The organism is Albimonas sp., assembly GCF_055129145.1.
In genome coordinates this window covers 1-12,360 of sequence record NZ_JBSRTQ010000130.1, presented here as the reverse complement: position 1 = coordinate 12,360, position 12,360 = coordinate 1, and the positions used below count along the sequence as shown (strand labels likewise).

At 70.4% G+C, this 12,360-nt stretch carries 15 protein-coding genes; 2 read left to right on the top strand and 13 right to left on the bottom strand.

The features are described 5' to 3' along the window. Positions 1 to 313, bottom strand: a 313-nt coding sequence (locus tag ACTB72_RS16930) for a hypothetical protein (protein ID WP_463038186.1), incomplete at its 3' end; no start/stop codon positions are given. 141 nt (positions 314 to 454) lie between these two features. Here ACTB72_RS16930 and ACTB72_RS16925 point away from each other — a divergent pair. Continuing rightward, positions 455 to 1,333, top strand: a complete 879-nt coding sequence (locus ACTB72_RS16925; protein WP_463038185.1) for a methyltransferase domain-containing protein — start codon at positions 455 to 457, stop codon at positions 1,331 to 1,333. A gap of 3 nt (positions 1,334 to 1,336) precedes the next feature. On the opposite strand, the gene ACTB72_RS16920 is transcribed toward ACTB72_RS16925, so the two are convergent. From ACTB72_RS16920 to ACTB72_RS16895, 6 genes are all read right to left on the bottom strand, one after another. After that, entirely contained in the window at positions 1,337 to 2,611 is a 1,275-nt protein-coding gene (locus tag ACTB72_RS16920) for a branched-chain amino acid ABC transporter permease (RefSeq protein ID WP_463038187.1), read from the bottom strand. Positions 2,612 to 2,667: 56 nt separating this feature from the next. Next, positions 2,668 to 3,681 carry a branched-chain amino acid ABC transporter permease gene (locus ACTB72_RS16915; RefSeq protein ID WP_463038184.1) on the bottom strand — a complete coding sequence of 338 codons (1,014 nt, stop codon included), beginning with the start codon at positions 3,679 to 3,681 and terminating at the stop codon, positions 2,668 to 2,670. Further along, a complete protein-coding gene (locus ACTB72_RS16910; protein ID WP_463038183.1) occupies positions 3,678 to 3,983 on the bottom strand; it encodes a helix-turn-helix domain-containing protein in 306 nt (101 codons plus the stop codon). Before ACTB72_RS16910 ends, ACTB72_RS16915 begins: the two co-directional genes overlap by 4 nt. Before the next feature lie 2 nt (positions 3,984 to 3,985). Further along, a complete protein-coding gene (locus ACTB72_RS16905; RefSeq protein ID WP_463038182.1) occupies positions 3,986 to 4,696 on the bottom strand; it encodes an ABC transporter ATP-binding protein in 711 nt (236 codons plus the stop codon). Next, the gene (locus tag ACTB72_RS16900; RefSeq protein ID WP_463038181.1) at positions 4,693 to 5,481 is read right to left on the bottom strand and encodes an ABC transporter ATP-binding protein; all 789 of its coding nucleotides are present in this window, start codon (positions 5,479 to 5,481) and stop codon (positions 4,693 to 4,695) included. Before ACTB72_RS16900 ends, ACTB72_RS16905 begins: the two co-directional genes overlap by 4 nt. A 75-nt stretch (positions 5,482 to 5,556) precedes the next feature. Further along, on the bottom strand, positions 5,557 to 6,747 hold the full coding sequence (locus ACTB72_RS16895) for an ABC transporter substrate-binding protein (protein ID WP_463038180.1): 1,191 nt from the start codon (positions 6,745 to 6,747) through the stop codon (positions 5,557 to 5,559). 302 nt (positions 6,748 to 7,049) lie between these two features. On the opposite strand from ACTB72_RS16895, the gene ACTB72_RS16890 reads away from it, so the two are divergent. Continuing rightward, entirely contained in the window at positions 7,050 to 7,580 is a 531-nt protein-coding gene (locus ACTB72_RS16890; RefSeq protein ID WP_463038179.1) for a MarR family winged helix-turn-helix transcriptional regulator, read from the top strand. Between the two features lie 92 nt (positions 7,581 to 7,672). Here the strand turns inward: ACTB72_RS16890 and ACTB72_RS16885 are convergent, their stop codons facing one another. From ACTB72_RS16885 to ACTB72_RS16860, 6 genes are all read right to left on the bottom strand, one after another. Beyond that, the gene (locus ACTB72_RS16885; RefSeq protein WP_463038178.1) at positions 7,673 to 7,858 is read right to left on the bottom strand and encodes a hypothetical protein; all 186 of its coding nucleotides are present in this window, start codon (positions 7,856 to 7,858) and stop codon (positions 7,673 to 7,675) included. Between the two features lie 32 nt (positions 7,859 to 7,890). Next, positions 7,891 to 9,111, bottom strand: a complete 1,221-nt coding sequence (locus tag ACTB72_RS16880; protein WP_463038177.1) for a cysteine desulfurase — start codon at positions 9,109 to 9,111, stop codon at positions 7,891 to 7,893. Between the two features lie 63 nt (positions 9,112 to 9,174). Next, positions 9,175 to 9,774: a YIP1 family protein gene (locus tag ACTB72_RS16875; RefSeq protein ID WP_463038176.1), complete on the bottom strand. Its 600-nt coding sequence runs from the start codon at positions 9,772 to 9,774 to the stop codon at positions 9,175 to 9,177. A gap of 67 nt (positions 9,775 to 9,841) precedes the next feature. Next, a complete protein-coding gene (locus tag ACTB72_RS16870) occupies positions 9,842 to 10,480 on the bottom strand; it encodes a hypothetical protein (protein WP_463038175.1) in 639 nt (212 codons plus the stop codon). Between the two features lie 90 nt (positions 10,481 to 10,570). After that, a complete protein-coding gene (locus tag ACTB72_RS16865; protein WP_463038174.1) occupies positions 10,571 to 11,179 on the bottom strand; it encodes a YIP1 family protein in 609 nt (202 codons plus the stop codon). Then, positions 11,176 to 12,360: SufB/SufD family protein (locus ACTB72_RS16860; RefSeq protein ID WP_463038173.1), on the bottom strand; the 1,185-nt coding region annotated here is incomplete at its 5' end. The genes ACTB72_RS16860 and ACTB72_RS16865, both read right to left, overlap by 4 nt.

Genomic DNA, 12,360 nt, shown 5'->3' with positions numbered 1-12,360 from the left:
GGTCGGCCGCGTCGGAAGCGCCGCGCGAAGGGCGCGCCTGCGGCGCCGTCCCGCCCGCGGCGCGCGGAGGCGTTTCGCGGGTCGCCGCCGTCTCGGGCGGCCCGCCCGCGCGCGCCTGCGGAGCGTCGGGAAGACGGGAGCCGCCCTCCCCGCCCGCGCCCGTCGCCACAAGCGCGCCCTCGCCCCGCGCCGCGGGCGCCACGTCCCCGCCCTCGGACGCCTGACGCGGCGCTTCGGTCGCGTCGGGCGGCGCGAGGTTGGGGAGGGAGAAGATCGGGACGGGATCGGGCGCAGAGCTTCGGGTCGCGGTCAAGCCGGCCTCCTTCCCCTGTGTCCCGCCCCCGACTATATAGAGCCCGCGCCGCCGCGCCAGCGTCTCGATGCGCCGCTCGCACAGCCAGCCCCCGCAGCCAGCCCCCCGCAGCCAGCCCCCCGTCGCCAGCCGAGGTCCTTGATGTCCGACGCCCCTCCGCGCCTCTTCGACCGCGCGCTCTGGCTCTCGCGCCGCGCGCGGCGCGCCCTGCCCCGGCCCGACGCGCGCTTCCTGCACGCAGCCGCCGCCGACGCGGTGGCCGAGCGGCTCGATTCTGTCGCCCGCGACTTTCCCGACGCCCTCCTCGCCTGGCCCGGCGCGCCCGACTGGGCCGAAACCCTCGCCGCCCATCCGAAAATCGGAACCTTGACGGAGATCGCCCCGCCCGCGGACGAGATCCTGACCGCCGCGCCCGAGACCTACGACCTCGCCATCCTCGGCCTGACCCTGCATTGGGTGGACGATCCCGTCGGCGCGCTGATCCAGCTGCGGCGCGCGCTGCGCCCCGACGGGCTGCTGATCGCCTGCGGGTTCGGCGGCGAAACGTTGGTCGAACTGCGCGCCGCCTTCGCGGAGGCCGAGGCGGAGGTGGAGGGCGGTCTCTCCCCCCGCGTCTCGCCGATGGGCGAGATCCGGGCGCTCGGCGGGCTCGCCCAGCGGGCCGGGCTGGCGCTGCCGGTGGTCGATTCGGACCGGCTCGACGTCACCTATGCGGACCCGCTCGCCCTGATGCGCGACCTGCGCGCGATGGGCGAGGCCAACGCCCAGCACGACCGCCGCCGCACGCCCCTGCGCCGCGCCACGCTGGCGCGCGCCTGCGAGATCTACGCGGCCAACCACCCCGCCCCCGGCCCCAACCCCGAAGGCCGCATCCGCGCCACGTTCGAAATCGTCACTCTCACCGGCTGGGCCCCCGGCCCCGACCAGCCGCAGGCCAAGCGCCCGGGCTCGGCCACAAGGCGGCTCGCCGACGCGCTGGGGGTGCCGGAGCTGAAGGCCGGCGAAAAGGCCGGAGAATAGCGCCTAGCGCCCCGTCCGCTCCGGGATCAGGCCCCTTGGCGCGAACCGCAGCGCCGCCAGCAAGATCACGCCCATGAAGATCATCCGCATATGGGGCGCGCCATCCTGCACATGGGTCGCGACCGCCGACCCCTCGGGCAGCACCGACACGATGCCGCCGCTCAGCCACAGGCCCAGCGGCTCGGCCTCGACCCAGGCGAACCAGATCAGGAAGCCGCCCAGCACCGATCCCCAGTTCGACCCCGAGCCGCCCACGATCACCATCACCCAGATCAGAAACGTGAAGCGCAGCGGATTGTAGCTCGCCGGCGTGAACTGCCCGTCGAAGGTCACCATCATCGCCCCCGCGACGCCGACCAGGGCGGAGCCGAGAATGAACGTCTCCAGATGCCGGCGGGTGACGTCCTTGCCCATGGCGGCGGCGGCGACCTCGTTGTCGCGGATCGCGCGCATCATCCGGCCCCAGGGCGAGTTCAGCGCCCGTTCCGACAGCCAGATCAGCCCCACCAGCACCGCGGCGAACATCAGCGCATAAAGCGCCTTCACCGCCATGCCCGACGCCTCGCCCGGATCCAGCCCCAGCGCCGCGGCGCGCGCCACGAAGTCGGCGGAGGCCTGCAGGTCGATCTCGTAGGGCGTCGGCCGCGGCAGGCCGGTGACGTTCTTGACGCCGCGCGCCAGCCAGTCCTCGTTCTTCAGGACCGCGATGACGATCTCCGATATCCCCAGCGTCGCGATGGCGAGGTAGTCCGAGCGCAGGCCGAGCGCGACCTTGCCGATCCCCCAGGCCCCCAGCGCCGCCAGCACGCCCCCCGCGGGCCAGGCCAGCACGATGGGCAAGCCGAGCCCGCCGAGATAGCCGTCCACCGCCGGGTTCGCCGCCTCGATCGCATCCGTCGCCGGGTCGAAGGCGGCCCGCGCCGCGGCGTAGCCCGCCCCGATCAGCGCCGCCGTCACCCAGGCCCGCGCGGCGCCCGGCGCCATCCGGGCGCGCACCACGAGAATGACGACCACCGTGACCACGACCGCCAGCAGGCTCAGCCCCAATCCGGCCCCGCCCGCATTCCAAGCCTCCGCCACCGGCGGCTGGCCGACCAGCACGGCAGCAAGCCCCCCGAGCGCCGCGAACCCCATCACGCCGACATTGAAGATGCCCGCATAGCCCCAGGCGATGTTCACCCCCAGCGCCATGATCGCCGAGATCAGACCGAGGCACAGGATCGACAGCGCCACATTCCAGCCCTGGATCGCCCCGGTCCCGACCAGCAGCGCCGCCATCAACGCATAGAGCAGCGGCCCCCGCCAGGCGGGGACGGGCGCGTTTCTCGTCCCGCTCACAGCACCTTCCCCTTGAAGAGGCCCGTCGGCCGCGTCACCAGCACCGCCACCAGGATCAGGAACGACACCGAGAACTTGTATTCGGTGGAGAGCAATTGCAGCAGCCCGTCCGGGGCCCACCCCTCCGGCCCCAGATACATCACGAACTTCCGGTAGGCGTAGGTGACCATGACCTCCGAAAACGCCACGATGTAGGCTCCCGCCACCGCCCCCTTGGGCGAGCCGATGCCGCCGAGGATGGCGGCCGCGAAGATCGGCAGCAGCAGCTGAAAATACGTGTAGGGCTTGAACGACTTGTCGAGCCCGTAGAGCACGCCCGCCAGCGTCGCCAGCACCGCCGCGATCACCCAGGTCCAGCGCACGACCTTGGCCGGATCGACGCCGGAGAGGAGGGCCAGATCCTCGTTGTCCGAATAGGCCCGCATCGCCTTGCCCATCCGCGTCCGCTCCAGAAACCGGAACAGCAGCACCATGGCGATGATCGCCGCCACCAGCGTCAGCGCCTGGGTGGAGCGGATCGCCAGCCCCTCCGACAGGCCGGACCAGTCGCGGAATTCGCGGACCGAGACCAGGAACCGCGCGCCGTCGTCGAAGCGCTGGTCGTCCGGCCCGATCACGATGCGCACGATCCCGTTGAGCACGAACATCACCCCGACCGAGGCGATGAAGAACACCACCGGCTTCGCCCGCTGCTTTCGGTAGAAGGCGAACACCGCCTTGTCGGCCGCCAGCGCCGCGCCCACCGCCGCCGCGGCCCCGATGGGCAGCGCCAGCAGGGCGGTCGGCAGCACGCCGAAACTCACCCCCATCGCCTGCAGGCCCCAGGTGGCGAGGATGGTGACCATGGTCCCGAAGGCCATCAGGTCGCCATGGGCGAAGAAGGCGAAGCGCAGCACCCCGAAGATCAGCGTGACCCCGAGCGCGCCGAGCGCCAGCTGCGAGCCATAGGCCAGCGCCGGGATGCCGACGAAATTCAGGTAGAGCACGACGGCGTTGAGAATGTCGGTCATGCTCCCCCCGAGTTGATCAAGAGTCGAACCTTCTTCGCAAAATCCTCCGGCAGCGAGCCGATCCGCCCAAGATAAATGAAGTCCAGTGTCACTGGGAATTTACAACACAACAAAATTGAGAATTCGAGCGTTGGAATGCGCTTGCCCTTCTCGAAACGCGACCAATAAGTCCGCTCGATTTCGAGACTGTCAGCGACCTCCGAAGCCTTCATACCGAGAGCTTGTCGTGCAAGTTTGAGCCGTGCTCCGATCAGTCCTGCATCTAGTAGCGGCGCCGGGGCGCTATCCAGCCGTTTCGGCATTTTCAGCCCCCGAGAAAAGAACGGCGGACGTCGGGGTCGGCCATCAGGTCGGCGCCCGTGCCCTCGAACCGGTTCTCGCCCTGGGCCAGCACATAGCCGCGGTCGGCGATGTTGAGCGCCTGGCGGGCGTTCTGCTCGACCATCAGGATCGCGGGGCCGGTGGCGGCGATGTCGAGGATCTTGTCGAAAAGCTCGTCCATCACGATCGGCGAGACGCCGGCGGTGGGCTCGTCGAGCATCAGCACCTCAGGCCGGGTCATCAGCGCCCGTCCCACCGCCACTTGCTGACGCTGGCCGCCCGAAAGCTCTCCGGCGGCCTGGCGACGCTTTTCGGCAAGGATGGGGAAGAGGGAAAACACCATCTCCATCGTCTCGGTCGGGTCGTCCTCGCGCAGGAAAGCGCCCATCTCCAGATTCTCCTGCACCGACATGGAGGCGAAGACGTTGCCGGTCTGGGGCACGAAGCCCATGCCGGCTTTGACCCGGTCCTGCGGCGACAGGCCGGTGATGTCGGCGCCGCGCAGCCGGACCGTCCCCTCGCGCAGCGGCATCATGCCGAAGAGCGCCTTCATCGCGGTGGATTTGCCCGCGCCGTTGGGGCCCACGATCACCACGATGTCGCCGGCATGGGCCTCGATGGTCACGCCATGCAGGATGTCGGCGCCGCCGTAGCCGCCGATCATGCCGCGGCCCGAAAGCAGGGGCTCGCTCATGCCCGCGGGCCCCGCGGCGCCCGGGTCCTCAGGCCGCGGCCCAGATAGGCCTCGATCACCCGCTCGTCGGCCTTCACCGCCTCGGCCGTGCCCTCGACCAGCACCCGCCCCTCCGCCATCACGATCACCGGATCGCAGAGCCGACCGATGAAATCCATGTCATGCTCGATCATGCAGAAGGTGTAGCCGCGTTCCCGGTTCAGCCGCAGGATCGCGTCGCCGACGGTGTTGAGCAACGTGCGGTTCACCCCCGCCCCGACCTCATCGAGAAACACCATCCGCGCCTCGGTCATCATGGTGCGGCCGAGCTCGAGCAGCTTCTTCTGGCCGCCGGAAAGGTTGCCCGCCAGCTCATCGGCCACATGACCGATCTCGAGGAACTCGATGACGTCATCGGCGCGGGCGCGCACGGCGCGCTCTTCCTCCCGGATGCGGGCGGGGCGGATCCAGGCGTTCCAGATACGCTCGCCCGACTGCGACGGCGGCACCGCCATCAGGTTCTCTCGCACGGTGAGCGAGCCGAATTCATGGGCGATCTGAAATGTGCGCAGCACGCCCCGACCGAAGAGGACATGGGGGGGCAGGCCGGTGATGTCCTCCCCCTCCAGCGTCACCCGGCCCGCATCGGGGGCGAACGCGCCGGCGATGCAGTTGAAGAGCGTGGTCTTGCCCGCGCCGTTGGGCCCGATCAGCCCGGTGATCGCGCCTTTTCGAAGGTGCAGGCTCGCGTCGTCGACCGCGGTCACGCCGCCGAAGGTCTTGGTCAGATGCTCCACGCGGATCAAACGGGACGGGCTCCTGCGCTCAGGGAAGAACGGAAAACGGCCCGGCGCGAAAACGCCGGGCCGTGCGGGGTCTGGTCAGCGGAACGAGACGGTCTCGTACTTGCCGCCCTTGACCTCGTATTCGCGATAGGTGCCGGCGGCTTCGCCCGGCCCGATCAGCTCCACATTGGTCGCGCCCACATAGTCGACATCGCCGCCGTCGGCGAGGATCTTGAGCGCCTTGGCGAGCTCGCCGGGCAGGATCTTCTCGCCGGGAGCATTGGCCACATCCAGCATCCTGGCCTTGAACTCGGCCGGATCGGCGGAGCCCGCGGCCTGGATCGACAGCGCGATCAGCGCGGCGGCGTCGTAGCTCTCGCGCCGGAACGACCCGTCGGGATCGACGCCCGCGTCCTCGGCGAGCTTCACGAAGGCGTCCGCGCCCTCGCCCTCGGACCACGGCACCGACCCGACGCTGCCGTCGAGCCCGGAGCCGATGGCGTCGATCAGGCTTTCCGCGAACATGCCGTCGCCGAGCACGAAGCTCTCGAACGCGCCGGTGTCGACCGCGGCGCGGATGATGCCGACGCCGCCCTGGTCGGCATAGCCCAGCACCGCCAGCCACTCAGCGCCCGAAGCCGACAGCGCGCCCACTTCGGCCGAGTAATCCGCCTTGCCGTCCTCATGCGCGGCGGAGATCAGGACCTTGCCGCCCTTCGCCTCGAACGCCGCCTGGAAGGCGTCGGACAGGCCCTTGCCGTAATCCGAATTGGTGTAGGTGACCGCGATCTCCTTCACGCCCTTGTCCATCATGATGGAGGCGAGCACTTCGCCCTGCCGCGCGTCGGAAGGGGCGGTGCGGAAGAACAGGCCCTGATCCTCGATCGAGGTCAGCGCCGGCGAGGTCGCGGACGGCGAGATCATCACCAGCCCGTTGGGGATCGCCACGTTGTTGAGCACGGCGATGGTGACGCCCGAACAGTCGGCGCCCATGATCGCGGCCACGCCTTCGGAGGTCACCAGCCGCTCGGCCGCGGCGGAGGCGGCGGCGGCGTCGATGCAGGTCGAATCCGCCCTCACGCCGGTGAGGGTCGAGCCGCCGAGCACGCCGCCGGCCTTGTTGACCTCGGCCATCGCCAGCTCGGCGCTGTCGGCCATGCCGGGGGTCAGCGACTCGATGGGGCCGGTATAGCCCAGCAGCACGCCGATCTTGATCTCGTCGGCCTGGGCGGCGGTGGCCGCGAGGCCCATCGCCATGGCGGCGGAGGCGAGAAGGGTTCGTCTCATGGTCGTCTCCCTGTCGGTTCGAGCCGCCCCCCTGGGCGTGCGCGCGACGCCCTGGAGCATGCGGCGCAACCGCCCTCCCGGAACGGCACGCCCTATCCGTGTCCGCTGACGCCGGACCTGTCAATCGCGGGAAGGGCGGGGCCAGCCCGCAGTCCGGCCGGTCCCGGCGCGCGACCGGCGACGCCGCCGCCCTCGGCACACCCGCGTCGCGTGGCGGAACAACACCGGCTTTCCTTATCAATCAGAGTCCCTTACTGTCTTCGCAACACAAGCATGATCTCAGATCAGCGGAGGGCGCTCAGATGAACCGACCGAACAGCGCGATGACGCAGTCGGCCGCCGGCGGGGGGGGCGGGCCCGCCTACACTGCGCCGACCGCCGACGACATCAGCGTGAACACCCGTTCGCTTGGTTTTCTGATGGCCGACACCGCGCGGCTGCTCCGCTCCGACTTCGGCAAGCGGGTGGCGCAGGCGGGGCTGGAACTGACCACCGGCGAGGCCCGCGCCCTGGTCCACGCCGTCGCCGCCGCCGGCGCCCGCCAGACCGAGATCGCCGAGCGCATGGGGGTCGAGCCGATGACCCTTTGCGGCTATGTCGACCGGCTGGAGAAGCGCGGCTTGGTGGAGCGTCAGCCCCATCCCGACGACAAGCGCGCCAAGCGGATCATGCCGACGCCCGCGGCTCAGGCCGCGATCGCCACGATCATGCCCATGGCCCGCCATTCGATCAACTCTGCACTGGAGGGGCTGTCGGAGGCCGACGTGGTCACCTTCCGCCGGGTGCTGGAACATCTGCACGACCAGCTCGCCGACGCCCGCCGCGAAGGCTGAGCCGGCTCGCGCCCCCGGGCGCCGGAAACGAAAAAGGCCGGACCGCCTGCGGGCGATCCGGCCTTTTTCGAATCCGGGCGCGACCCGGGCGTCTATTCGCCGAAGGCGCGCATCGTCTCGGCGATCAGCTCCGATTGCAGCATCCAGGCCAGCGCCCAGGGCAGCGTCAGCACCGCCAGCATGTTGCGAAGCCCCTGCCCCGCCGCGTCGCCGGCCGAATAGCCGAGCGCATCGACCAGCGGCTCGTCCCCTCGACCCCGATCATCCTGCCTGCCCATGGTCTCCTCCGACTGCTGGGATTTCCGCCTCGTCAACCGAATAACTTGTGACAGGTTTCCAAGGCGTCGACCAGCACGTCGACCTCGGCGCGGGTGTTGTAGAGCCCGAAGGACGCGCGGCAGGTGGCCGAGACCCCCAGATGCTCCATCAACGGCTGGGCGCAGTGGTGGCCGGCGCGCACCGCCACCCCCTTGCGGTCGACCACGGTGGAGATGTCGTGCGGATGCCCGGCCCCCTCCAGCGTGAAGGAGAAGATCGCGCCCTTGCCCGGCGCATTGCCCTGGATGTTCAGCCAGTTGAGCCCGGTGAGCCGCGCCTGCGCATAGTCGCGCAGATCATGCTCATGGGCTTCGATGGCGTCCATGCCGAGGCCCTGCATGTAGTCGATGGCCGCCCCCAGCCCGATCATCTGCACGATGCCGGGCGTCCCGGCCTCGAACTTGTGGGGGGCGTCGTTGTAAGTGATCACGTCGCGTCCGACTTCGCGGATCATGTCGCCGCCGCCCATGAAGGGCCGCATCTCGGCGTAGCGCTCGGCCCGGACATAGAGCGCGCCCGAAGCCGACGGCCCGTAAAGCTTGTGCCCGGTCACCGCGTAGAAATCGCAGCCGATATCGGCCACGTCGACCTTCATGTGCACCGCCGACTGCGACCCGTCGATCATCGTCGCGACGCCGCGTTCGCGCGCCGCCGCGCAGATGGTCTTCACGTCGACCACCGTGCCCAGCACATTCGACATGTGGGTGATCGCCACCAGTTTCGTCTTCGGCCCGATGGCGTCGATCACCGCCTGCGGGTCCAGCGACCCGTCCGGCGCGGTATCCACCCATTTCAGCACCACGCCCTGCCGCTCGCGCAGGAAATGCCAGGGCACGATGTTGGCGTGATGCTCCATGATCGAAAGCACGATCTCGTCGCCCGCCTGCAGCCTGGGCGCGGCCCACGCATAGCTCACCAGGTTGAACGCCTGGGTGGAGCCGGTGGTGAACAGGATCTCCTCCTCCCGCTCCGCGCCCAGGAAGCCCGCGAGCTTGCCCCGCACCGCCTCATAGTGGTCGGTGGCGAGGTTGGAGAGGAAATGCAGCCCCCGGTGCACATTGGCGTATTCGTGGGAATAGGCCCGGGTCACCGCGTCGATCACCGCCTGCGGCTTCTGGGCCGAGGCGCCGTTGTCCAGATAGACCAGCGGCTTGCCGTTCACCTCGCGCGAGAGGATCGGGAAATCCTCACGGACCTTCATCACATCGTACATCGGGTCTCTCCCAAGGAGCGATTTCGGGGGCGCGCCCCCGGGTCGGCCGCGCGGGCCGACAGGTCAGGCCGGCGGCTGCGGCCCCAGCGCGAAGGCCGACACCAGGATCATGGTCAGCATGCCGAGCGCGAGGAACCCCGCGACCGAAGCCGCGACCACGCCGCCGAGACGCTTGAAGCCATGCGCCTCGGCCACGAAGGCCGCGAAGATCCAGATCGACACGCCCAGCGACAGCGGGATCAGCAGGAACAGGCCGCCCGGCCCCTCGCCGGTGGTCATGTCGCCCATCGCCGACGCCCCGATCAGGTTGGCGGGGGCGAGGAAGGCGGTGGCGAGGTAATGCCAGGCGATCACCTGCGCCATCTGCTGCGGCGTGGCCTTGCCGCCGAAGCGCTTGCCGATCGCGAAGGCGCCCGCGGTCAGCGCCGCGAACAGCACGAACTGCAAGGCCAGTTCCGACAGCCGCGCGCCGAGCGCGGCGAAGCCGGCGCCGTCGCCCGCGACCAGCCCCGCCGCCACGCCGAAGCAGGACTGCACCAGAAAGGACAGCAGCACCATCAACGCGCAATCGGGCATCGAGGGGTCGGCGGACAGAATCCGCCGGGCCGATCGGCGCGGCGCGGTATAGGCCTCGGCCAGGTTCTGCAAGACGGCGCGGATCATACGGGGCGCTCTCCGACGTCGGACCGGCCCCGCGCGACGCGCGCCCCGTGCGCGCGCCGGGACGCCGTCACGCGGACAGATAGACGGCCAGCAGGCTCAACGCCACCGTCCCCGCGCTCAGCGCCAGGAACGGGAAGGAAATTCGGCTCCAGCCATGCGCCGCCGCAAGCCCCGCCGCGACGAACCACAGGAACGGTACCAGCCCCACATAGTAGGTCGGCAGCGCCAGCACCGGCGCGCCCAGGGCGGGAAAGGCGCGCTCGCCGAAGCTCAGCCCGACCGTCAGCGTCGCCGCGAGAAAGCCGAACGGCGCCGAGACCAGCGTGCCCCAGAACACCGCGATCCTCGTGTCGCGCCAGCTGCCCGCGCCGCCGGAAGCCGCGCAGACCGCGTAGGTCCCCGCCGCGAACACATAGAGCACCGCGGTCCGCATCAGGAAGGCGACCACCATGTAGCCCGCCATCTCCAGCGGCATCCGCCCCTGGGCGGCGGCGGTGGGAGCGAGCACGGTCTTCATGGTCCAGGACAGGAAGAACACCATGTCCGAGACCACCACATAGAACAGCAGCCTCCCCTCGCTCGGCCGCTCGGCGATCAGCCGGAGAGTCGAGGCGGACATGTCCCGCCAAGCCTCCAGAACCCGCTCGCCCAACGAGGACGGCAGATCGTCGTCTTCGTCCAGCCTCGACCCGGCCGCATACGCCATGCTCACGCACTCCCATCGAAATCGGGAGTATCATAGCCAAATATGAAGCGTATGTGAACAGGTTTTCGGACGCGAGCGCGGCGCGGTCGGTCATGCCCCGCCCCCGAGGATCAGCGCCGCCACCAGCGCCACGCCGAAGGCGAAGCCCGGCCAGGCTCGGCGGAAGCTGTGCGCCTCGGCCAGGGCCGCGCACCAGAACCACAGCGCGACCGCGCCGGCGAGAAGGCCGGGCGTCCCCTCGGGAATGACGTCGAGGCCCGCGGCGCTCCGCCAAGCCTCGACCACCGCGGCCAGCAGATAGGCCGGGGTCGCAGAGAAGGAGGCCCAGAACACCGCGTGCCGCGTGTCCTTCCAGTCCGCGGTCCCGCCCATGGCCCGCAGCGCGAGGCGCAGCAGCGCGGCGATGCCGTAGAGAAACAGCGGCGCGAAGAACACCGCGGCGACGATGGCGCCGGCCACCTGGCCCGCCCCGTCCTCGCCCCGGAACTTCTCCGGCGTGCCCGCGGCTTCGACAAGGCCCTGCACCATGCACGCCCCGAGCCCATAGGCCAGGATCCGGCTTTCGGGCGCGCCCGAGGCCAGTTCGCGCGCGGTTGAGACTCGCGGGCCCGCCCGCCACGCCTCCGCGATCCGCGCGATCAGGCCGCGCGGCGCCGGGCCGGCAGGGGCCGCGTGCTCCGGGGACGCGGGGCCGGTCACGCGCCGGCCTGCACCCAGCGCGCCACCTGCTCGCGCAGGATCTCGGCCAGGTCCTCGTTCTCGACCTCTCCGATCGCCTCGCCGAGGAAGGACAGCACCAGCAGCGCCTCCGCCTCGCGCTTGGGAATGCCGCGGGCGCGCAGGTAGTAAAGCGCGACCTCGTCGGCCGCGCCGCAGGTCGAGCCATGCGAGCAGATCACGTCGTCGGCGTAGATCTCCAGCTCCGGCTTGGCGAGGAACTCGGCGGCCTCGTCCAGCAGCAGGCCCTGCGAGATCTGGTAGCCGTCGGTCTTCTGCGCGCCGGCCTTCACCAGGATCTTGCCCTGGAAGATGCCGCGGGCGGTCCCGCGCAGCACCTTCTTGAACACCTGGCGGGATTCGCAGCGCTCCGCGTCATGGGTGACGAAGACGGTGTCGTCATGGGTGAAATCCGCCCCGTCGCCCAGGCAGGCCCCCGCCAGATGCACCGTGGCGTCGTCGCCGGTGAGTTCCACGACCTGTTCGGTGCGGGTCAGCCGGCCACCCGCGGCCACCGCGAAGGCCTTCAGCGCACTCCTTGCGCCGAGCCGGGCGAAGAGCTGCCAGGTCCCGCGACGCTCGGCCTCGGGGCCGTTGGCGCGGATCAGGTGCAGGCGCGCCTCGTCGGCGACGTCGGCCTCGATCAGCGCGTTGACCCGGGCGCCGGGAGCGCCTTCTTCGAGCACCGTCAGTTCCGCCCCGGCTTCCAGGCGGATGACGTGATGGATCACCGCATCGGCGTCGTCGGTCTTGCGGGTTCCACGGATCAGGATCGGGCGCGGGGCCTTGCCGGTGACGCGGATGGCGAGGCCCTGCGTCGCCACGGCTGAGTTCAGCGCGGCCAGCGGGCGGACCACCGGGGCCTGCCCCTTCGCCTCAAGAACACCATACAACTCCTTGGCCCAATGAATGTCCTTGGACATGGCATCGGCCAGCGTCGCGATCTCCACCCCGTCCAGCGCGCCGGGGGCCGAGACAATGCGGCCATCCTCGATCACGACTTCCAGCGCATCGACGCCAGCGAAGACCGGGTCCGACGCCGCGGGGAGCGACGCCGCAGTCGGCGCCGGCGCGGTCAGCGCCGCCGGGTCCGTCCAGCGCCAGTATTCGTCGCGGCGCACCGGCGCGCCGGCGGCGCGCAGGCGGGCGGCGGCGGCGGCGCG